The organism is Desulfosarcina ovata subsp. ovata (genome assembly GCF_009689005.1).
Taxonomy (GTDB): domain Bacteria; phylum Desulfobacterota; class Desulfobacteria; order Desulfobacterales; family Desulfosarcinaceae; genus Desulfosarcina; species Desulfosarcina ovata.
On sequence record NZ_AP021879.1, the window covers coordinates 3693335 to 3713285 of the forward strand.

General features: G+C 58.1%; 17 protein-coding genes. 8 read left to right on the forward strand and 9 right to left on the reverse strand.

Going from position 1 to position 19951, the window contains the following annotated elements; translation table 11 throughout:
* The first annotated feature begins 17 nt into the window (after positions 1-17).
* Together GN112_RS16360 and GN112_RS16365 are read left to right on the forward strand one after the other, a co-directional pair.
* The gene (locus tag GN112_RS16360) at positions 18-1736 is read left to right on the forward strand and encodes a PAS domain-containing sensor histidine kinase (RefSeq protein WP_155311188.1); all 1719 of its coding nucleotides are present in this window, start codon (positions 18-20) and stop codon (positions 1734-1736) included.
* A gap of 43 nt (positions 1737-1779) precedes the next feature.
* The gene (locus tag GN112_RS16365) at positions 1780-4251 is read left to right on the forward strand and encodes a response regulator (protein ID WP_155311189.1); all 2472 of its coding nucleotides are present in this window, start codon (positions 1780-1782) and stop codon (positions 4249-4251) included.
* A gap of 115 nt (positions 4252-4366) precedes the next feature.
* Here the strand turns inward: GN112_RS16365 and GN112_RS33855 are convergent, their stop codons facing one another.
* The 7 genes from GN112_RS33855 to ftsH all read right to left on the reverse strand — a co-directional run bounded on the left by GN112_RS33855 (position 4367) and on the right by ftsH (position 12088).
* Positions 4367-4813 carry a hypothetical protein gene (locus GN112_RS33855; RefSeq protein WP_155311190.1) on the reverse strand — a complete coding sequence of 149 codons (447 nt, stop codon included), beginning with the start codon at positions 4811-4813 and terminating at the stop codon, positions 4367-4369.
* Between the two features lie 68 nt (positions 4814-4881).
* Entirely contained in the window at positions 4882-5619 is a 738-nt protein-coding gene (locus GN112_RS16375; RefSeq protein WP_269434978.1) for a PAS domain-containing protein, read from the reverse strand.
* Between the two features lie 34 nt (positions 5620-5653).
* Positions 5654-6817 (reverse strand): polysaccharide deacetylase family protein, encoded by a 1164-nt coding sequence (locus tag GN112_RS16380; protein WP_155311192.1) that lies wholly within the window; start codon positions 6815-6817, stop codon positions 5654-5656.
* Between the two features lie 29 nt (positions 6818-6846).
* Entirely contained in the window at positions 6847-7932 is a 1086-nt protein-coding gene (locus GN112_RS16385; protein ID WP_155311193.1) for a FemAB family XrtA/PEP-CTERM system-associated protein, read from the reverse strand.
* Positions 7933-8065: 133 nt separating this feature from the next.
* Entirely contained in the window at positions 8066-8887 is an 822-nt protein-coding gene (locus GN112_RS16390; RefSeq protein ID WP_162458965.1) for a protein phosphatase 2C domain-containing protein, read from the reverse strand.
* 188 nt (positions 8888-9075) lie between these two features.
* Entirely contained in the window at positions 9076-10512 is a 1437-nt protein-coding gene (gene cls / locus GN112_RS16395; RefSeq protein WP_155311195.1) for a cardiolipin synthase, read from the reverse strand.
* 52 nt (positions 10513-10564) lie between these two features.
* Entirely contained in the window at positions 10565-12088 is a 1524-nt protein-coding gene (ftsH, locus tag GN112_RS16400) for an ATP-dependent zinc metalloprotease FtsH (protein WP_155311196.1), read from the reverse strand.
* 224 nt (positions 12089-12312) lie between these two features.
* Between ftsH and GN112_RS16405 the strand changes: the two genes are divergently transcribed.
* A complete protein-coding gene (locus GN112_RS16405) occupies positions 12313-12801 on the forward strand; it encodes a DUF4124 domain-containing protein (RefSeq protein WP_162458966.1) in 489 nt (162 codons plus the stop codon).
* 8 nt (positions 12802-12809) lie between these two features.
* Here the strand turns inward: GN112_RS16405 and GN112_RS16410 are convergent, their stop codons facing one another.
* Positions 12810-13652 (reverse strand): OmpA/MotB family protein, encoded by an 843-nt coding sequence (locus GN112_RS16410; RefSeq protein WP_155311198.1) that lies wholly within the window; start codon positions 13650-13652, stop codon positions 12810-12812.
* A 3-nt stretch (positions 13653-13655) separates the two neighbouring features.
* A complete protein-coding gene (locus GN112_RS16415; RefSeq protein WP_155311199.1) occupies positions 13656-14483 on the reverse strand; it encodes a motility protein A in 828 nt (275 codons plus the stop codon).
* Between the two features lie 431 nt (positions 14484-14914).
* Between GN112_RS16415 and GN112_RS16420 the strand changes: the two genes are divergently transcribed.
* From GN112_RS16420 to gcvPB, 5 genes are all read left to right on the forward strand, one after another.
* Complete coding sequence (locus GN112_RS16420; RefSeq protein WP_155311200.1) at positions 14915-15358, forward strand: Lrp/AsnC family transcriptional regulator; 444 nt, start codon at positions 14915-14917, stop codon at positions 15356-15358.
* Between the two features lie 72 nt (positions 15359-15430).
* Positions 15431-16702 (forward strand): aminomethyl transferase family protein, encoded by a 1272-nt coding sequence (locus GN112_RS16425; protein ID WP_155311201.1) that lies wholly within the window; start codon positions 15431-15433, stop codon positions 16700-16702.
* A 54-nt stretch (positions 16703-16756) separates the two neighbouring features.
* Positions 16757-17155, forward strand: a complete 399-nt coding sequence (gene gcvH / locus GN112_RS16430; RefSeq protein ID WP_155311202.1) for a glycine cleavage system protein GcvH — start codon at positions 16757-16759, stop codon at positions 17153-17155.
* A 4-nt stretch (positions 17156-17159) separates the two neighbouring features.
* Positions 17160-18494: an aminomethyl-transferring glycine dehydrogenase subunit GcvPA gene (gene gcvPA / locus GN112_RS16435; RefSeq protein WP_155311203.1), complete on the forward strand. Its 1335-nt coding sequence runs from the start codon at positions 17160-17162 to the stop codon at positions 18492-18494.
* A complete protein-coding gene (gcvPB, locus tag GN112_RS16440) occupies positions 18491-19945 on the forward strand; it encodes an aminomethyl-transferring glycine dehydrogenase subunit GcvPB (RefSeq protein ID WP_155311204.1) in 1455 nt (484 codons plus the stop codon). The genes gcvPA and gcvPB overlap by 4 nt, the downstream gene beginning before the upstream one ends.
* The last annotated feature ends 6 nt before the right edge of the window (positions 19946-19951 follow it).

Below are 19951 nucleotides of genomic sequence, written 5' to 3' on the forward strand. Positions count from 1 at the left end.
AGCTCGAAAACTTTCAAATGGCCATCTCCGGTACACGGGTGGAGCCCATCGAAACAGTACGTTATCACAAGAATGGGCGGGCCGTGGATGTCATTGCCGCCGGTTCGCCCATTATCGTTGACAGTGCCCTGACCGGCGTGGTGGCGATGTACACCGACATCACGGCCCTTAAGAAAGCGGAGAACGAACTGCGGCGTAATGAACGCATGTTGCGCCTGGTCCTGGATACGATTCCGGTGCGGGTTTTCTGGAAAGACCGGGAATGCCGCTACCTGGGCTGCAACCGGCCCTTTGCCGAGGATGCCGGTTTCTCCGACCCCAGCGAGCTGATCGGACGCGATGATGATGCCATGGCCTGGACGGCACAGGCGGCCGCTTATCGCAGCGACGATCAGGCGGTCATGGTAGCGGGCGTGGCACGACTCGACTACGAAGAGCCCCAGACAACGCCCGAAGGCAATACCATCTGGCTGCAGACCAGCAAGGTGCCCATGCGCGACTGTCGTGACAATGTCATTGGTCTTCTGGGGACCTACCAGGACATCAGCGATCGCAAAATCGCGGTGGAGGAGTTGCAACGCTTGCGCAACTACCTTTCCAACATCATCAATTCCATGCCGTCGGTCCTCGTGGGGGTCGATCGAGAGGGGCGGGTAACCCAATGGAATGCCCAGGCCGAACGGGTCACGGGACTGTCCTTTGAAGCGGCTCGCACCCAGCCGCTGGAATCAGCCTTTCCCCAGCTGGCCAATGAACTGGGGCGCATCCGGCGGGCCATCCGGAATCGGCAAACCCTTCGCAGTTCAAAGATTCCCCGCAAGCAAAATGGCGAGATCCGCTATGAGGACGTGACCGTCTTTCCCCTGGTGGCCAATGGGGTGGAGGGTGCTGTCATCCGCGTAGATGACGTTACCGAACGCGTACGCATGGAGGAGATGATGATCCAGAGCGAAAAAATGCTTTCCGTCGGCGGCCTGGCAGCGGGCATGGCCCATGAGATCAACAACCCCCTGGCCGGCATCCTGCAAAATTCGGCCGTTCTGGAAAATCGCCTGCTTGGCGACCTGCCGGCCAACCTGGAGGCAGCCAAGGCGGCCGGCGTAACCATGGCAGCCATCCGAACCTACTTGGAACTCCGCGGGTTGCCTGAAATGCTGGCAAACATCCACGGCTCTGGCAACCGGGCTGCCGAGATCGTCAAGAACATGCTGAGCTTCGCGCGCAAGACCGAACACGTGATCTCCAGTCACCATCTGGGCGACCTTTTGGATCAGGCCCTTGACCTGGCACGCACCGATTACGACATGAAAAGACACTACGACTTCAAACAGATCCGCATTCAAAAGGAGTACGACCCGGCGGTCGGCCCCGTTCCATGCGAAGCCAGCAAACTGCAACAGGTTTTTCTGAACATTTTAAAAAATGGCGCCGAAGCCATGGCGGAAGTTGACGATGAAGCACATCCGCCATCCTTTGCTCTGCGGGTGATCGATGACGGCCCGTGGGTGCGGATAGAAATCGAAAACAGCGGCCCGGGCATGGACGAAACGATCCGCCGCAGGATTTTCGAACCCTTCTTCACCACCAAACCGGTAGGCGAAGGCACGGGATTGGGGCTTTCGGTCTCTTACTTCATCATTACCGAAAATCACGGTGGCACCATGGATGTACGCACATCCCCGAATAAAGGATCCTGTTTCATCATACAACTGCCCAAAGCAGGCAAACTTTCGTAAAGATCAACCGTTGGCAGCACTTTTCAGCAAGGAGCGCTAGCCCATGACACCTTCACGAATCCTGATTATTGACGATGATAAAGCTGTTCGCGACAGTTTCGGCGCCCATTTGGAAGATTGTGGCTACCAGATTTTCACCGCCGAGAATGGACGTTTGGGACTTGACCTGTTTGATAGCAAGTCGCCGGACCTGGTTCTGGTGGATCTTCGCATGCCCGAAATGGACGGCATGCAGGTGCTGGAAATCATCAGCCGGCAGTCGCCCCTGACGCCCCTGCTCGTGGCCTCGGGCACCGGACTCATCAAGGATGCCGTCCAAGCCCTGCGCCGCGGGGCCTGGGACTACCTCTTAAAGCCCATTGCCGATTTATCCATTCTCACCCATGCGGTGACGGCGGCTCTGGAGAAGGCCCAACTCAGAAAGGAGAACCGGGCTTACCGGGAGCATCTGGAACAGCTGGTCGAAGAGCGGACCGAAGCCCTCGAGAAAGCCAACACCAACCTTTCCCAAATCAACACTCGTCTGCGGCAAATCGTGGAAACGACCCGCTCACTCTCTTTTTGTCGTGAGGTACAAGCCTTCGGATCGCTGTTGCTGGAAGAGTTCGGTCAGCACATGATGGCCGCCGGCGGCAGCATTTACCTGAAGGAGGAGACCGGCCTGCGTCTGGCTCACGCCCTCGACCAGGGCCATGCCGCCGAATTTATCCCGTTTCCGCTACCGGAAAAATCCCTGTTTCAAAGGGCGCTTTTGGAAAAGCAACCCATTTTGGTACACAACATCGGTGAGAATAAAGCCGTGCTCCCCAGTGGGTGGGCGGGTTATACGGATGGATCCGCTCTGCTGTTTCCCTTGCCGGATGACAGTGGCGGCATTGCCGGCATCATGGGCCTGCATAGCAAAACACCGCCGCCTTTTGTGGATCAGGACCGGGAGATCGGCACGATCCTGGCTTCCTATAGCTGCGAGGCTCTACGGGCCGTGCGCGCCAGCGAGGAACTGCGCGAAAGCGCGGCACGCTTCCGCAAAATCCTGGACACGATTCCCACCGGGATTTTGATTGTCGATGCGGCCACCCACGAGATCGTCTACGCCAACCCCTCGGCTGCCGGTTTGATCGGCGTTGACCCGCTATCCATCACCGGCAAGGCCTGCAACGAGGTCTTCGCCACCATGCAGGCCGGCAGATGTCCCATGGCTATGGGAAAAGAAACCGTTCAGGCCGAACGCACCCTGTTGACGATGGACGGGCGCGAAGTGCCGGTGCTGAAAACCGTATCGCGGACCACACTGGAAGGCCGCGAATGCTTCATGGAAAGTTTCATCGATCTGACGGAGCAAATTCGCGTCGAGGCGGATAAGGAGAAACTGGAAACCCAACTGCGTCAGGCCCAGAAAATGGAGGCCCTGGGCACCCTGGCCGGCGGCATCGCCCATGACTTCAACAACATTCTCACCGCGGTGCTGGGCTATTCGGAGTTGGGGCTGCAGGACCTGGGCCCCCAGCATCCCTTCTACACCAAACTGCAGGCCATCAATCATGCCGGTTCGCGGGCCCGGGCACTTGTCAAACAGATTCTTTCCTTCAGCCGCATGCAGGAGCAGCTTCAGGCGCCGCTCAAAATATCACCGATCTTGAAAGAGGTGCTGAAACTGCTGCAATCCTCCCTGCCGGCCAGTATCCGGATCACCACCGCCATTAAGGCCGACCGGACGGTGTTGGGGGATCCGACCCAGATCCACCAGATCATCATGAATCTTTGCACCAACGCCTACCATGCCATGCAAATGCAAGGCGGCGAGTTGCGGGTTTCCCTGGAAGAGGTGGCCATCGATGCCGCCGAGACACCGTCGGCCGTGGATCTGCCACCCGGACCATACCTGTGCCTGACCGTGGCCGACACTGGCACCGGCATCAACCCCGCCATCATCGACCGGATTTTCGACCCCTATTTCTCCACCAAGGACAAAAGCAAAGGTACTGGCCTGGGTCTGGCCGTGGTTCATGGCATCGTCAAGCGGCATGGGGGATCGATTACCGTGGAGAGCAAGGTCAACGCGGGTTCCTGCTTCACCGTACTGCTGCCGATCTGCGCCGACACATCCACCGAGAACGGTAAACAGCCCGTATCCCTGCCCCGCGGAAGCGAGCACGTTCTTTTGGTGGATGACGAAAAAGAGATTGTGGATATCGGTAATGAGATGCTTAGCCGCCTGGGCTACCGGGTGACCGGCGTCGTCGGGAGCCTGCCCGCCCTGGAATTGTTCAAAACGGATCCCTTCCGTTTCGATCTGGTGATTACCGACTATAACATGCCCGGAATGAGCGGGGATCAGATGGCCCGGCAAATGCTGGCCATTCGCAAGGAATTGCCCATCATCGTCTGTACCGGCTTTTCCGAATTTTTCGATTCCCAGCGCGCCCAGGCCCTCGGCATCCGTCAGACGCTGATGAAACCATTGACCATGGAAGCCCTGGCCAACACCGTGCGCGAGGCACTGGCGTCGCCGTGACGGGTCTGTCCGGCCGGAACGATGATCATCCTTTACCTGTCCCCCCACTTGCTGGCCGCCACCGGTGGCGGCACGGCGGCCACCGTTTTGGCGGTCCTGTACTGCAAGGAGTCGATTACTGTCTGTTGGCGGTGTTGGTTTCCACCCATGCGGCGAATGCGTTTATGTAGCTGGTAACGAAATCTTTGATGGAATCGTTGGCCAGATCTCCGCTCTCATCGAAGAGACTCGCGGCATTGCCGAGATACGCTTCGGGCTGCTGCATGGTCGGGACATTCAGAAACACGTTGGTAAGGGAATAGGCCGTCAAAGGCCTGTCGGGCAGCATCCTTCTGGCAAAATAGGAGGAGATATTAATCACATTGCCGTGTGAAGCAATCAAGTCGTTCAGAAACATCCGGGACCATTTTTCACCGGCGTGGACCAATGTCTCTTTCCGGGAGCAGTGCTTTTGGACAAACATACGCGACAGTTCGGCCAGCGCATCGCCTGGGTTGGAGCTGCTTTGGAAGACTTTTTCCCTCAAGATCCTGTTGAGGAATTCTGTTGGCGCAGGTCTCAACCTTCATTCGCTCCTGTGTCACGGATAGTCAACCCTTCGAGGCGGCAACAATCCGGGTTCGCCGCCCATCATTCCGTAACGCCCCGTTTCGCCATGGCATCTTTGTTCAGGAAATCGGAGACCTTGTCCCAATCGATGTCTGTGCATTCTGTTTTTATTTCGATGTTCATTATCAACGGATGGTAAGACTCGCTTTCGGTTACGACACCGTTATGATCTTTCAAAGTCAAAAACATTGACTCCCATTTTTTGTCGCGCTTCAATACCAAATCGATCAGCATTGGTCGGGGTTGACCATAGAAGGGAGCCGCATATGCGTAATCATCTTTCCCGATCATATTCTTCTTCTCAATGTCTGATACCCGTTCCATCGCCAAATTCCAGGCAATCACGCGACCGTTTGTTTCGATGACCCAAGTGGGGTCGGGTAGAAACTCGATAATGTCAGCAAGTCGTCTTTCTGAATCGGCCAGCGCCCGCTCGGCTATTTTCCGTTTGGTAACATCCCGAATGTACTCCACGACGCCGGTCACATTCCCTTCATCATCAAACATCGGAAATGCATAAACCTCCAGGTCACCGGTTTGCCGGCCTTCCTGTAACAAGGGGAGTGTCTGCATTTCAAGCCCCTGGTTGGCAATGGCCCGAACGGCAGGACAGTTCTCGCAAGGCTGTTTCAGTCCGCGATAAATCTGGAAACAGGTCTTGCCTTGCAGAGGCAGATGTTCAGCATACCATTCCACCATTGCCTTGTTGGTATGGACAATCTTCAAATCCGGGGTGAGCACGCTGATGCCGTCCTGGATGGAAAAGGCTCTAACACAACGCTATCCCAAGGCGTTATCCATGCGTTTCGCCAGGCGCCGGTGTTAGCCGAACGATGTCCGTGTGGTCGTCCGGCCGCACGGCGAGCAAATTGCGCTTTCCATCCTGGTTTTCCACCGGCTGAAGTTGTCCGCCCGCAATCCGCCAGGCGAGCGATTGCGGGTGCTGGATCCGAATGTAAAAAACCGGCTGGATGGTTTGCGGCGGCAGCTGCCGTAAGGCGCTGATATCGATTTCGAACCGATCGTCCACCTGCCTGACGCGGGCCAGGGTCCGGTAGGAAAACTGCGACCAGCAGGTGGCGGTGTCCGGGGCGAGCATCTGTTCCACCGGGTCGATCCCGGATTTGATAAACGCGACCCAGTCACGCACAACCTCCAGATTGCGATAAAAATCCTCGTCGAGCAAATTGGCCCAATGAAGACTTAAAATCGGACGGTCAAAGGCAAATTGTGGCCGGGCGGCGATAGTATGCCAAGGGACCGGCGCGAGACCGCGGTCGATCAGCAGTACCCCCGCTTCCCAGGCCATCCGGGGATGCTGCCGGGGGCGGTGCATGCGGGCCTTGTTCAGGTCCGTGGTCACATAGCGGATACCGAACCGGTTCAGGATCGGGTGGATGCCCCGTTCACCATTGCCGAAACTGTGGTTCAGGCCCGGCGGGACAAAGGCCGTCGGAAAGGGCCCCAGGCCGTTTTGCTCCAGGATCGTCCCGAAGGCTTCCAGATGATGCTGGATGTGCTCGCGGGGGCGCATTTCACCGTCCGGGGTGTGAAACTCGGTGCGCGAACGATGCCCCGTGCCCCAGTATTCATGGCCGACCCCGTGCAGGCCGATCTCCAAGTGATCGCGATGGGCATTCAGGATGCCGGCCGCCTGATCCAGCCATGGACCGACATTGTGACGGTTGTCCCAATCGGCACCCATCCAGGTGGCCGAAGGGATCTTTTTCAGGATATTGGCCCGGTCCCATTCACAGGCCACAAAGGCGATCAGCGGGCGCATACCCAGCCCCTTGGCCAGATGGACCAGGGCCGCATAATCAAGGGGGTGGTGCCGGCGGTGCAGTCCGAACCGGAATGGGTCGTCAGGGCCGACGGGGTGTGATTTTTCCCACCAGCCCACGTCTTCGATGACCAGCTGAAGCGCCATGGGGATGGTCAGTTGAAGCGACATCATTCAATTCTCCATTGACAGCCCGTATGGCATTACAACCCGATATGCCGGCGAACTGGTGGCCCCAACAGGCGCGAAATCCCCACCGGCAGCCGTTTCCAGGCGGAAAAGGATAGCCGCTCGGCCAGCGGATCTACCGGTTTGCCCTCAAGGGTCAGGTAGTACCAGTACAGGGGAGACGGCTCGGCACCCCATTGGCGTTTGAAACGAAACGTTCCGGCGCCGGGAGAGGAGCGCCCGAAATCAAAGGTGGTCAGCCCGGTATCGCAGGCGTGGGCCAGCATGGCCCAATACAACAGCATATTGGCGCCCAGCCTTCGGTGACTGCGTAATGAGGAAGCCCACGGGTTGTGCAGCCGGTCCTGAAATCGCAATACCAGCGCCGCCGCCACCGCTTTCCGATCCTGGCGGACCAGCACAATGCGCGCCTGCCGGGAAAAGGTGTGCAGCACCGTTTCGAACAGCCGGCGGGCATGGACCGGCGAGCCCAGATCACGCATGTTGCGGGAGAAAACCGCGTAAAAGGCGGGCAGCAGTTCAGCGCCGCCCACGGTATGGCTGAGTCCGTTTTTCATCGCTTTGCGGATTTGACTGCGCAGCTTGGATTTAAAGGATCGCATCAGTTGGCCAGAATCGGCCGGCAGGTCGCGCCGCAGGCTGGCCTTATGGCTGGAAACCTGGAGATGCCAAATCCCGTCCGTGTCCGCTGGGATCGATGCCGGCAGCCCCTTCAGCGGAGCGGCTTGGCGCAGTTCGATCCAACGGGCACGGTTTGCCCGGGCGATTTCCACGGCGTGTTGCAGAAGACGGGTTTCACTTTCGGCATTATCCACCAGAATTCCCCCCACATCCAGATAGGGCAAGGCGATCAGTCGGCGGCGGTTGCCGGGCGAACACAGCAAAAAGAGCGCACAAATGCCCCGCACGACCGAATGCGGCTGATCCGATAAGTGTACCGGCCCGGGCGGATCATCCACAGCCATAAAATAAAATGCCGACAGGCCGTATACCTGCTGGAAAACCTCTTTCCAGCCGAAAAGATGGAATGGTCCGCCACAGGGATGCGCGGCCACATAGCGGTTCCACAAATCCGGCTGCTGGCAGTCGACAATCCTCATCCCATCATCCCCTGGAAAATTCGGTTGGGTTGCTGTTCAATTCTTTAAGGATACACCCATTCAGACTCGCTCCGCTACCGTTTTTTGGCCGGCGGACAATCGGATTCAGGTTTGTGGTTGTCGGAAAAGAAAATCAGGCGGTCATGGAGATGGCCACGGCAGCGATATCGTCATGGGGTTTGAAACGGGGGTATTTGTGGCAGAGGGGGTCGGCGGCCTGGAGCTTGTGGACATGCCGGTAAACCGCATCGAGACCACCGTCGAGATAGCGCTGCACCAGGATATCGAAACGATGGTCGGCCGTTGGATCCTCTTTGGGAATGAACAGGCCGTCGGTAAACAGAAGGATATGTTTGATGCCGCGAAGGTTGGCGCGTCCCCGGCTGATGAAATCGAGGGCCTGCGGCTCACCGTTGAGGACCCCGTAGGTGACGTTCATCTGTCGCCTGACGGCGATGATCTGCTCTTTGAGCGTCTCGAAAATTCTGGGCGTGCCGCGTGCCGCCATGTCCCGCCACATGCACAGGGTTTCGGTGTCGTGAGCGTGATCGGGAACCAGCACGCGGTAGCTGTGATCATGGTCAATGGCCAGGATGAGGCTGTCGCCGCTCTGCACCCACTCGAACGAATCGGTGCCAACGCGGACAACGGCAAAACTGGTGCTCCATAAATCTTCTTTGCGTGCCAGATCGACCCCTTTGTCCTGCATCGCCTGGAGAATTTCACGATTGGCTTGATCGGTAAGTTTGAGCAGGGGGGCATTGTTGGTGCGAAAAACATCACAGGCCAGCTGGGCGGCCAGGTAGCCACCGGTTTTGCCATTTTCGTACCGGTCTCCGTTGAGGGCCGTGGCACCGTCAAATACGCCACAAATCCGGGGGCCCAAAAAATAGGCATCCTCGTTCAGCCTGCCGCTACCCTGTTTATGAAGCCAATGAAATTTACACTCTGCCATGCGCTTGTCTACCGGACAAAAAGAAACCTTCATTTGAGGATACTGAAAAAAGAGCTGTCGATCTTTGGCACGCCAATTTAGCCATTCTTCGCAAAGAGGTCCAATTGTTAGTTTCAATCTCTTCGCCGCATCACCATCGGTGATTCCGATGGTATGGGGCGGTTGGTCGGAGCGAGTTTTTTCGGCGATTACAGGATCGGCGAAAAGAGCCGGGCCGCGCGGATGGCCAGGCGGAAAGCCAGGGAGCGCCGGTAGACATCATCGGTGGTCAGGGGAGTGGAAGCGGAAAAGTCGGTCCGGCACATCCGTTCCACCCGGTGGATGAAATCGGTATCGGTAAAGACCATGGTGATTTCGAAATTGATCCTCAGGGAGCGGTTATCGAGGTTGGCCGTGCCGACGCCGGCCATGCTGTCGTCAATCAGGAAAACCTTCTGGTGCATGAATCCGTCTTGGTAGGTATACATGCGTACCCCGGCCACGGCAACTTCGGCCAGGTAGCTGTGGGCGGCCCACCAGACCACCCGTTTGTCCGGGATGGCGGGGATGAGAATGCGGACATCCACGCCGCGCATGGCGGCCAGTTGCAGGGCCTTGATCACCGCCACGTCGGGAACGAAGTAGGGACTGAGGATCCAGCAGCGCCGGTTCGCCGCATTGATGGCCTGAACCATCATCAGCGAGCAGCTTTCCACCAGGTCGCCGGGGCCGGTGGGGATGCACAGCACCGGCTCATGGCCGAATTCCGGCGGCGGGGCCCAGGAGATATCCGGCAGCTGACCGCGGGCCCAATGCCAGTCCTCGACAAAGGAGAGTTGCACGGCCAGGGTCACCGGCCCTTCCACCTTTACATGGGTGTCCCGCCAGTGCGCAAAGCGGCGGCCTTTTCCCAGGTAGGCATCGCCCACATTGTGGCCGCCGACCCAGCTTTTTTCGCCGTCCACAACCACGATTTTACGATGGTTGCGGAAGTTGATATGAAAACGGTTGAGCCACCCGCTGCCGACGCGGAAGATGGCCACATGCACACCGGCGGCTCTCAAATCCCTGATGTAGGATCGCCTGAGTCCGAACGATCCCATGCGGTCGTATAGGAAGTAAACCTTGACCCCTGCCCGCGCCCGTTCGATCAGGGCCGCCTTGAAGCGATTGCCCAGATCGTCGGCATGGACGATAAAAAACTGGACGAGAACATAGTGTTGGGCCAGGGCGATACCGTTCAGGATCGAGTTGAAGGTTTCCTCTCCATCGATCAGCAACGTGGCGCGATTGCCTTTCATCACGGGAAACTGGTAAATATCGCTGAGGACGTCGATTTGTGGCGTCCCCCGCTCCATCAGCTCCCGGAGCCGTCGGTCCCGAAGCAGCATCTTGCCCAGGTGATGAATGTCCGTCGTGCCGGACTGGTGGGCGGTGGAATAGTCCTGAATGCGGCGGGCGCCGAAGATCAGGTAAAGGAAGACCGCCAGATAGGGAAAGAAGAACAGGGCCATCACCCAGGCAATCGTGCCCTGGCTCGTGCGCCCGTTCATGACGGCGTCAAAGATGAAGAGGATGCCAAAGATATGCAGGCAAAGGGGAATCAGCAACATCCAATATTCGATAACCAATTGGACTGCCGGCATTTATCGGTCTTCCTTCCTTTGCGGGTTATCCCCAATGGTGCATACATTGGGGTTATGCATGGTTGCTGTCTGCCGCATTGCCGGTTTCGATCATTGCGTTGAACTCATCCTCCATGAGCACCTCTTTTTCCAGAAGGGCTTCGGCCACGCGACCGCCCAGGAGCACATCGATTTTGGAGAACAATTCCTGCTGGCTCATCAGGTAGCGGTCCTCGGTGGGGCGCTGTTGGGTGTAGCCCAGGGCCGCCAGACCGCGTGGGATGATCGAAATTTTATGCACGGCATCGCATCCCGGGGTCAGCGCGGCCACCAGGGCGTGCCCCACTTCGTGATGGGCCACAATTTTCTTCTCTTTGGGATTGATGACACGATTTTTCTTTTCCAAGCCGCCGATGAGCCGGTCCACGGCTTCATCCAGCTCGGCAAGCCCAACCGCCGATTTGTGTTTGCGGGCAGCCAGCAGCGCCGCTTCGTTGACCACGTTGGCCAGATCGGCACCGGAAAAGCCCGGGGTCTTCTGGGCAATGACGTTCAAATCCGCATCGTCGGCCAGTTTGATGCTCTTGGCATGAATATCCAGGATGGCCTTGCGGCCGTTGACATCGGGACGGTCCACCAGTACCTGCCGGTCGAAGCGGCCGGAACGCAAAAGGGCCGGATCGAGCACTTCCGGGCGGTTGGTGGCACCCATGATCACCACCCCTTTGCGGGAATCGAAACCGTCCATCTCCACCAGCAGTTGATTGAGGGTCTGCTCGCGCTCGTCGTGGCCGCCGACCATACCGGCCCCCCGGGCCTTGCCCAGGGCATCCAGTTCGTCGATAAAGATGATGCAGGGGGCTTTGTCACGCGCCTGGGTAAACAGATCCCGCACCCGCGCCGCGCCCATGCCCACAAACATTTCGACGAAATCGGAGCCGCTGATGGCGAAAAAAGGAACCCGGGCCTCACCGGCCACCGCCCTGGCCAGCAGGGTTTTGCCGGTTCCCGGAGGTCCCACCAGCAGGATGCCTTTGGGCATGTGTCCGCCCAGATCCTGGTAGCGCTGCGGTTCGGTGAGGAAACTGACGATTTCATCGAGCTCCTCCTTTGCTTCATCGGCACCGGCCACATCCGCAAATCGCGTTTCGATATCATTTTCACCCACCAGCTTGGCCTTGTTTTTACCCAGGGTCATCATGCCGGCAGCACCGGTCTGCATGCGGCGCATGAGAAAAAACCAGATCACGTAGAAAATCGAAATCGGTATCAGCCAGGAGAAAAGGGTCTTGAAAAAAGTGTTATCGATCTCTCCGGAATATTTAACCCGGTGCTCGGAAAGCTTGGTGGCCAGATCGTTGTCCACCCGCACCGTCTTGAAAAGGAATTCATTGCCGTTGGCATCTTTCATTTTTCCGTGGATGGCGATGTCGCCAATAGAGATCTCTTTGACCCGATCGTCCACAACCGCCTGGATGAATTCACTGTAAGGGATCACCCGGGGCCTGAACTGGGACATGAGCAGGTTCTGCAGGATCAGGACGCCCAGAATCGCCATCAGGATGTAAGAAAGATTAAACTGGTGTTTTTTTTCCATATGCACCTCAATTTGCCGATCGGCGAAACGGAATTCAAAAAAGAGGCCGCCGGCCCGGACACGGCTGCCTACTGATAACTTTAACTTTTTTGTTTAACATAGGATTCTCGGTATTTGCAACGAAACTTGGTGAAATGCCGCCAGGCGGGGAGAACTTGTATATTGACTTGAGTCGGGGACGATCTATATCCTTTAGGATAATTGATTCCCATTCGGAGGTGCATATGCATCGGATCAGTGCATTTATCGTAACGGCCATGATCGTTCTTGCCGGAAGCATTACTTTCGCCGGAACCATCTATACGTGGACGGATGCCGATGGCGTCAAACGATACTCCAATTCACCTCCGCCTGAAGATGTCGAACAATATGAAACGATCAACGAGCTTCAGGGCGATCAGGAGGCGGAAGGCCGGAAACGTGAGGAATACGACCGCATGGTGCAGGAAGCCGGCCAAGCGGCGGATCGGCATTTTGAGCAGCAGGCCGAAGAGAAAGCCAAGGCAGCGCAGGCCGAACGGGATCGCAAAATGGAAACCCAGGCCAGCCGCATTGCCGCTGAACGTGAGCGCTTGGAAAAAGAGATCGCTGCCATTAACGGCAGGGCCCTGGGGCCCAATTTCAGCCCGGGCCAGAAAGCGGCGCTGATTGAGCGGGTGCAGGAAAAGATCAACCACCTGGAACGCGACCCGGATAACTACTTTAACCGCTGATCCCGTTTTTATGATTTGGTGAGCAAAGCAATTTCCACCCGGCGGTTGGTACGGCGATTCTGCTCAGATGTGTTGGCAACCAGTGGTTTGAATGCCGCCTTTCCCTGAATCATCATCCTTTCGGGGGCAACGCCGCTGGCCATGAGGGCTTTTGCCACGCTGGCGGCGCGGGCCGCGGAGAGTTCCCAGTTGGAAGGAAACGCATGGGTCCGGATGGGCCGGTCATCGGTGTGCCCGGTAACCATCACCTGGCAGCCGTCAATGCGGGCAATCGAGCCGGCCACCCGCTTCAAGGCATCCTGGGCATCCGCCAAGAGCGTTGCCTCCCCTTGGTTGAAGGTGATCCGTTCTCCCAGAACAATTACCGGTTGCCGATCTTCCCAGCGGACATAAAAATCCTCACTGAAACTGTTTTCCAGATCTGCCAGCAATTTTCCATTGGCGGTCGCAGAGACCGTATCTCCCCCGGACGTCTGCGACTGGGGGGCATCGGAATCAGGCGGGTTTCCCGTTGCTGCCGGGACGATTTCCTCCTGAACAACGGCCACTACCTTGGTTTGCTCCGGCATCAGGCCGGGGGCTCCTGAGACATCCTTGTCGATGGCTTCGATCTGCGTTTCGGCTTCGGCCGTCTCCACGGACGCCGGAGGGATGGGCGACTGCTGGACGGCATTGGAGTAAAGCAACACGAAAAAGATGAGCAGCAATGTCATCAGATCCGTCAGGGTCCATAAAAACGTGTCATTTTCCGCCACGTCCTGCGGGTGGGTGACCGTGAAACGGGCGACCGTCGACCTCCCCGACGATCGATGCAAGCGCCAGGTTTTCTTTTGGTCATCAATCGTTGCCATCGGTTATCTCACCATGCCCCGCTGCCGCAGTACGGCGCCGAGTTTTTTCCAGGGGTGGGAGTCGGCGGGTAACTCCGGTTCCGGTTGGGGCGTGTCATTTTCCAAAAAGGACTGCAGGCGGTGGGATATCTCCAAAGGGGTGCGATCATCGCAAATGGCCAACACGCCTTCGATGACGATGTTCAGCATCAAGGTTTCACGATGGATATGGGCGGCCAGTTTGCCGGCTAGGGGAGCAAAAACCAAATTAGCGAACAACAGCCCGTAGAAGGTCGTCAACAGGGCGATGGCCATGCCGTGGCCGATCTGGGCGGCATTTCCCAGATGGTTGAGTACATTGATCAAGCCGATAATGGTGCCCACAAACCCGAAAACCGGTGCCAGCCGGGAAAAGGTATGGATGGCGCCCAGATGGGATTGGAGACCCGACAGATACATAGCCATTTCGTTTTCCATGGCCTCCTCGACCGTTTGACGGTCACGTTGGTCCAGCGCCTGCTGCAAACCCCGGCGTAGAAACGGATTCTCAAGGGTGGCAATCCGGATGCTGAATTCACGCAATTCACAGACGCGTTGAAGACGCGCCAGAATGGTGATCTGTTGAATCAGGTCGCTCAGGTCATGGCCCTGGCCGTTCAGGCTGGCGGAAACACTACGCCACAAACTGCCGAAGGCACGCATCGGCAGGCAGAGCAGACCGCCCATCAGGGTGCCGACAACCACCAGCGCGATGCTTTTAAAATTGACCATCAGCGGAATCTCGGCAATGACTTCACTGGACAAAAGGCCAAAGACCACCATTCCGCCACCCAATAGATAGGTTTTCAGCATTTCACTTCTCCTTGTTTGCGAATAGATGAACGCATCACAATTTTGCAGATTCTATGCCAGAACAAAAACATGCTTAAGCGCTTATGATTACATGATATATATTTATTGCGGATTGGATGGGATGAGAAAAAATTGCCGGGCGGGTAATAAATGCCACCGGTGATCCAGAATTGTCAAACGCCGGGTCGATAAAAGCAGCCGTGACATGATGTCCGAATACGAAACCGTGTCCATTGCCTGTGGGTTGGCCATTGCCATTTCCTAGGAGACGCCCATGGGCGTCTCCTATTCGGATCGTCAAGAGAATGAAAAATTCAGCGCTATTTTGCAAAAATAATGATGAAAACATCAAAAAATTAAAAATGATTTGACATAACCATCATTACAAAATAAATAGTTGGATAGTTCCAATGAAACCGGAAAGGGCTCCGATGAAAATAGACGACCTGAATATTTCCATCATCCGCCATTTGCAGGAAGGCCGAAAGTCCTATAAAGTGATTGCTGAAGATCTTGGCGTTTCCGAGAACACGGTCCGCTCGCGGGTCAGCAAGCTTGAAGAAGAGGGCGTGCTGGAGATTGTTGGGCTTGTGGATCCGGAAGCCATCCCCCGGCACCGCATGGTGATGGTGGGCGTCAAACTGAGTTCCATGGACCTGGTGAAAAAAGGCGAGGCGTTCAGCCGGATCCGCGGTGTGGTGTCCGTCAGCGTGGTGACCGGCCGTTTTGATCTGATTCTCCTGGTGATGCTCAAAGAAGGGTTTGGCCTGCTCGAATTCTACACCGAAGAAGTCTCCCGCCTCGATGGCGTCCAGTCTGTGGAGACGTTTGTGGTCTACAAGAGTTACAACCTGAAAATTCCGTACATCTATTAGATAGAAAAGGACGGGGCCTGTCAGATTCACGCGTTACCCGTCACCGGGTGGCGGTCCTTCAAGGAGAGTCCAATGATGCCAACCATCAAAACCACACCGTTACATCACTGGCATCGGGAAAACGGTGCCAACATGGCCGACTTCGGCGGCTACGACATGCCGTTGTGGTATGCGTCAGTCAAGGATGAACACCTGGCCGTGCTGAGCGGGGCCGGTATCTTTGATACCAGCCACATGGCGGCCATTACCGTTTGCGGAACGGGTGCCGCGGACCTGCTGCAACACTGCTTTACCAACAACCTGGATGCCTGCGTGGGGCCTTCCCGCAGGCCGCTTTCACCCGGTCGATGCGTCTACGGCGCGTTTCTGGACGAAAAGGGCCACACCATCGACGACGCCATCGTCTTTATGCTGGCCTCGGGCAACTACCTGGTGGTGGTCAATGCCGGCATGGGCGCCGGTGTGGCCGGCCATCTCACCGGCCATCTCGATGGCCGCGACGCCGCGATTACCGATCTCACCGATCGGTTGGGAAAAATGGACGTGCAGGGACCGGCAGCGGCCAAAGTGCTGATGCCGCTGCTGGCCGATCCCGAAACGGTTTTCGGTCAGATGCCTTACTTCTCGTTCAAGGGCCATTATGATGGGGACTCGCCGCTCGCCGATGCCGTGCGCCTTGACGATGGCACGCCCATCCTGCTGTCGCGAACCGGCTATACCGGAGAATTCGGATTCGAGATTTTCATGGCCCCGGAAAAAATCCAGTCCCTCTGGCAGCGTCTGCTGACGGCGGGCGAGGGATACGGCATCCGTGCCTGCGGACTGGCCGCACGCGACAGCCTGCGTGCCGGTGCGGTCCTGCCCCTGTCGCACCAGGATATCGGGCACTGGCCCTTCATCAATCACCCCTGGCCCTTTGCGCTGCCCTTCAATGCCGAGCAGACCGGCTTCACCAAGGATTTCATTGGCCGGTCGGCGCTGGAAAATCTCTCCGACTTCTCTTTTACCCACGCCTTTGTCGGTCGCGACCTTCGTAAGGTCGCCGCCGGTGAGGATTCCCGGGTGATCGATGCCGACGGCCGCCACATCGGCCGGGTGCTGACCTGTGTCACCGACATGGGTATCGGGATGCACGACGGTGAAATTTTCAGCGTGGCCAGCCCGAACCGACCGGCCGGGTTCAAAGCCAAGGGGCTTTGCTGCGGTTTCGTTCGTGTGGACCGCAAACGGAAACCCGGCCAGGCGGTGGAAATCGCCGACAGCCGGCGCAAACTGACCGTCACCATCGTGGAGGATGTGCGGCCCCACCGGTCGGCCCGCAAACCCATGGCGGAGATGATTTAAAGCACCTTGGGGTGCTGCCCAGGAACCCAAATTCCATTGAGGAGGAAAAAAACAATGAAAGAGATCAGCGAACTCAAATTCCCGGACGATCGGGGCTATACCGACGACCACGAGTGGGCCAAAAAAACAGGCGATGGGGTGCGCATTGGTATATCCGACTACGCCCAGGACCAGTTGGGTGACGTGGTCTTCGTCGAACTGCCCGACGTGGGCAGCAGCTTCGCCAAGGGTGAGGAGTTCGGCACGGTTGAATCGGTCAAGGCCGTATCCGAGCTGTACATGCCCATCGGCGGTGAAGTGACCGCAGTCAACGAATCCCTGGCCGATCAGCCCGAACGGGTCAACACCGACCCGTACGAGAGCGGCTGGATGATAGAAGTCAAGGCCAGCGATCCATCCGAACTGGATGCCCTGAAATCCAAGGCCGAGTATCTTGAAATGCTGAAAGGATAAACCCATGCGATACCTGCCCCATACCCCGGAAGACATCCGCGCGATGCTTCAGGTGGTGGGCGCGGCGGATCTGGATGCGCTTTTCGCCAGCATCCCCGACGATTGCCGCCGAAAAGAAGCGCTGAACCTGCCCGAACCGCTCACCGAGTGGGAACTCAACGGGCACATGGACAACCTGGCCGCCGGGATGGGGGCTTCCCCCGGAACCAAGGTGTTCATGGGTGCCGGCAGCTACCACCACCATATCCCCGAGGTCACCCGCCAGCTGCTCCTGCGGGGGGAGTATTTTACTGCTTATACGCCCTACCAGCCGGAGATCAGCCAGGGCACCCTGCAGACCATTTACGAGTACCAGAGCCTGGTGTGCCGCCTGCTGGGCATGGATGTGGCCAATGCCTCCATGTACGACGGTGCCTCGGGCCTGGCCGAGGCGCTGCTGATGACCATCCGGGTATCGCGACGCAAAACCGTGGCCGTTTCCCGCGCCGTTCACCCCCTTTACCGACGGGTAGTGGAGACCTATTTCGCGCCCACCGGTTTCGAGGTGGTGGAACTGCCCGTGGGCCAGGACGGTCGCACCGATCTTTCCGGCCTCAAGGACCTGGGCGAGCTGGCCGGCGTGGCCCTGCAAAGCCCCAACTTCTTCGGTTGTATCGAGGACATGGCCGCCGCCGGAAAAATGATCCATGCCGACCCCAAGACGCTTTTCGTCGCCGCCTTCAGCGAGCCCCTGGCCTTCGGAATGCTTAAATCGCCCGGCGAGTGCGGGGCGGACATCGCCTGCGGCGAGGGCCAGAGCCTCGGCATTCCGCAAAGCTTCGGCGGGCCCGGGCTGGGCATGTTCGCCTCCCGGCAGTCGTACGTTCGCAGCATGCCCGGCCGCCTGATCGGTAAAACCGTGGATCGTGACGGCAAGACCGGCTTCGTGCTGACTCTGGCCACCCGCGAGCAGCATATCCGCCGGGAGAAAGCCACTTCCAACATCTGCTCCAACCAGGGGCTGTGCGCCACCGCGTCGACCATGTACATGGCCGCATTGGGCGGCACGGGCATCCGCCAGCTCGCCCGCCTCAACCGCGACCGGGCCGAATATCTCAAGGCCTCCCTGGCCAAGGCCGGATTTTCCTCACCCTTCAGCGCCCCCACCTTCAACGAGTTCGTGGTCCGCTTTCCCGATAAATTCGAGGAGACCTGGAAAGCGCTGCTGGAGAAAAAGATGGTTGCCGGCCTGCACCTGGAACCGTACTACCCGGAACTTTCCGACTGCTGGCTGATGTGCGTGACCGAGACCATCGACCGGGACGACATGGATACCCTGGTCAAGGAGGTGACCCGATGAAAGAGAAAATGGGAACCACCGGCCTGATTTTCAACGAACCCCTGTTGTGGGAGAAAGGCTCCCCGGGACGCACCGGAATCTCGCTGCCCCGCCGCGACGTGGATGAAGCGCCCCTGGACAAGGCGCTGACCGGTGACGGTCCGGACTTTCCGGATCTCTCCGAACTGGACGTGGTGCGCCACTTCACCAAACTCTCCCAGTGGAATTTCGGAGTGGACAGCGGCATGTATCCGCTGGGCTCCTGCACCATGAAGTACAATCCCAAGACCAACGAACGCCAGGCGTCCCTTCCCGGTTTTGCCGGCGCGCACCCCCTGTTGCCGGAACGCCTTTCCCAGGGACTGCTGGCCCTGATGCACGACCTTGCGGCCTACCTCGGTGAGATCACCGGATTGCCGGCGGTGACCCTGCAGCCCTCCGCCGGGTCCCAGGGAGAACTGACCGGCATGCTGATCTTTTCCGCCTATCACAAGCACACCGGCAAACCGCGCAGCAAGGTGCTGATTCCCGACACGGCCCACGGCACCAACCCGGCCAGCGCGGCGCTGTGCGGCTTCAAACCGGTGGCGGTCAAATCCGGACCCGACGGCATCCTGGTCCCGGAAGCGGTGGCCGCGCTGATGGATGACGATACGGCCGGAATCATGATTACCAACCCCAATACGCTGGGACTCTTCGAGAGCAATATCCGCCAGGTGGCCGACATCGTCCACGGCAAGGGCGGGCTGGTTTACGGTGACGGCGCCAACATGAACGCCATCATGGGGGTGGTCAACGTCGGCGATCTCGGCGTGGACGTGTTGCATCTCAATCTGCACAAGACCTTCTCGACGCCCCACGGTGGCGGCGGGCCGGGTGCCGGCCCGGTGTGTGTGACCCCCGCGCTGGCGCCTTTTCTGCCGGTACCCAGGGTGGTCAAGGACGGTGAGGTCTTTCGGCTGGATGAGAACTACCCGCTGTCCGTGGGCAAATTGCACGCCTTTTACGGCAACGTGGGCATCCTGATCCGTGCTTACAGCTACATCCTCAGCCTGGGAAAATGTCTCAAGCAAGTCAGCCAGTACGCCGTGCTCAACGCCAACTACATCAAGCAGCGCTTAAAAGGCGATTATCATCTGCCCTTTGACCGGCCCTGCATGCACGAGTGCGTTTTCACCGACAAGTTCCAGCAGGAACACCATGTGGCCACCCTGGATATTGCCAAGCGGCTCATGGACCACGGCTTTCATCCGCCGACGATCTACTTTCCGCTGGTGGTCAGCGGCGCCATCATGATCGAGCCCACGGAGTCGGAATCCAAGGAGACCCTGGACCAGTTCATCGATGCCATGCAGCAGATCGCCCGGGAGGCCAAAGCGTGCCCCGACTGCCTGCACGAGTCGCCCCAATTCCCCAAAGTGCGGCGGCTGGATGAAACCCTGGCGGCGAGGAGCCCATGCCTGAAAGGGTAAATCGTC

What these genes read in the sequence shown, in the direction of transcription:
- gcvPB (WP_155311204.1), top strand. Translation starts at nt 18,491, where the DNA reads ATGAAAGAGAAAATGGGAACCACCGGCCTGATTTTCAACGAACCCCTG.
- cls (WP_155311195.1), bottom strand. Translation starts at nt 10,512, where the DNA reads ATGCCGGCAGTCCAATTGGTTATCGAATATTGGATGTTGCTGATTCCC.
- GN112_RS16405 (WP_162458966.1), top strand. Translation starts at nt 12,313, where the DNA reads ATGCATCGGATCAGTGCATTTATCGTAACGGCCATGATCGTTCTTGCC.
- ftsH (WP_155311196.1), bottom strand. Translation starts at nt 12,088, where the DNA reads ATGGAAAAAAAACACCAGTTTAATCTTTCTTACATCCTGATGGCGATT.
- GN112_RS16410 (WP_155311198.1), bottom strand. Translation starts at nt 13,652, where the DNA reads ATGGCAACGATTGATGACCAAAAGAAAACCTGGCGCTTGCATCGATCG.
- GN112_RS16390 (WP_162458965.1), bottom strand. Translation starts at nt 8,887, where the DNA reads ATGGCAGAGTGTAAATTTCATTGGCTTCATAAACAGGGTAGCGGCAGG.
- GN112_RS16385 (WP_155311193.1), bottom strand. Translation starts at nt 7,932, where the DNA reads ATGAGGATTGTCGACTGCCAGCAGCCGGATTTGTGGAACCGCTATGTG.
- GN112_RS16415 (WP_155311199.1), bottom strand. Translation starts at nt 14,483, where the DNA reads ATGCTGAAAACCTATCTATTGGGTGGCGGAATGGTGGTCTTTGGCCTT.
- GN112_RS16365 (WP_155311189.1), top strand. Translation starts at nt 1,780, where the DNA reads ATGACACCTTCACGAATCCTGATTATTGACGATGATAAAGCTGTTCGC.
- GN112_RS16420 (WP_155311200.1), top strand. Translation starts at nt 14,915, where the DNA reads ATGAAAATAGACGACCTGAATATTTCCATCATCCGCCATTTGCAGGAA.
- gcvH (WP_155311202.1), top strand. Translation starts at nt 16,757, where the DNA reads ATGAAAGAGATCAGCGAACTCAAATTCCCGGACGATCGGGGCTATACC.
- GN112_RS16425 (WP_155311201.1), top strand. Translation starts at nt 15,431, where the DNA reads ATGATGCCAACCATCAAAACCACACCGTTACATCACTGGCATCGGGAA.
- gcvPA (WP_155311203.1), top strand. Translation starts at nt 17,160, where the DNA reads ATGCGATACCTGCCCCATACCCCGGAAGACATCCGCGCGATGCTTCAG.
- GN112_RS16380 (WP_155311192.1), bottom strand. Translation starts at nt 6,817, where the DNA reads ATGATGTCGCTTCAACTGACCATCCCCATGGCGCTTCAGCTGGTCATC.
- GN112_RS16360 (WP_155311188.1), top strand. Translation starts at nt 18, where the DNA reads ATGGCCATCTCCGGTACACGGGTGGAGCCCATCGAAACAGTACGTTAT.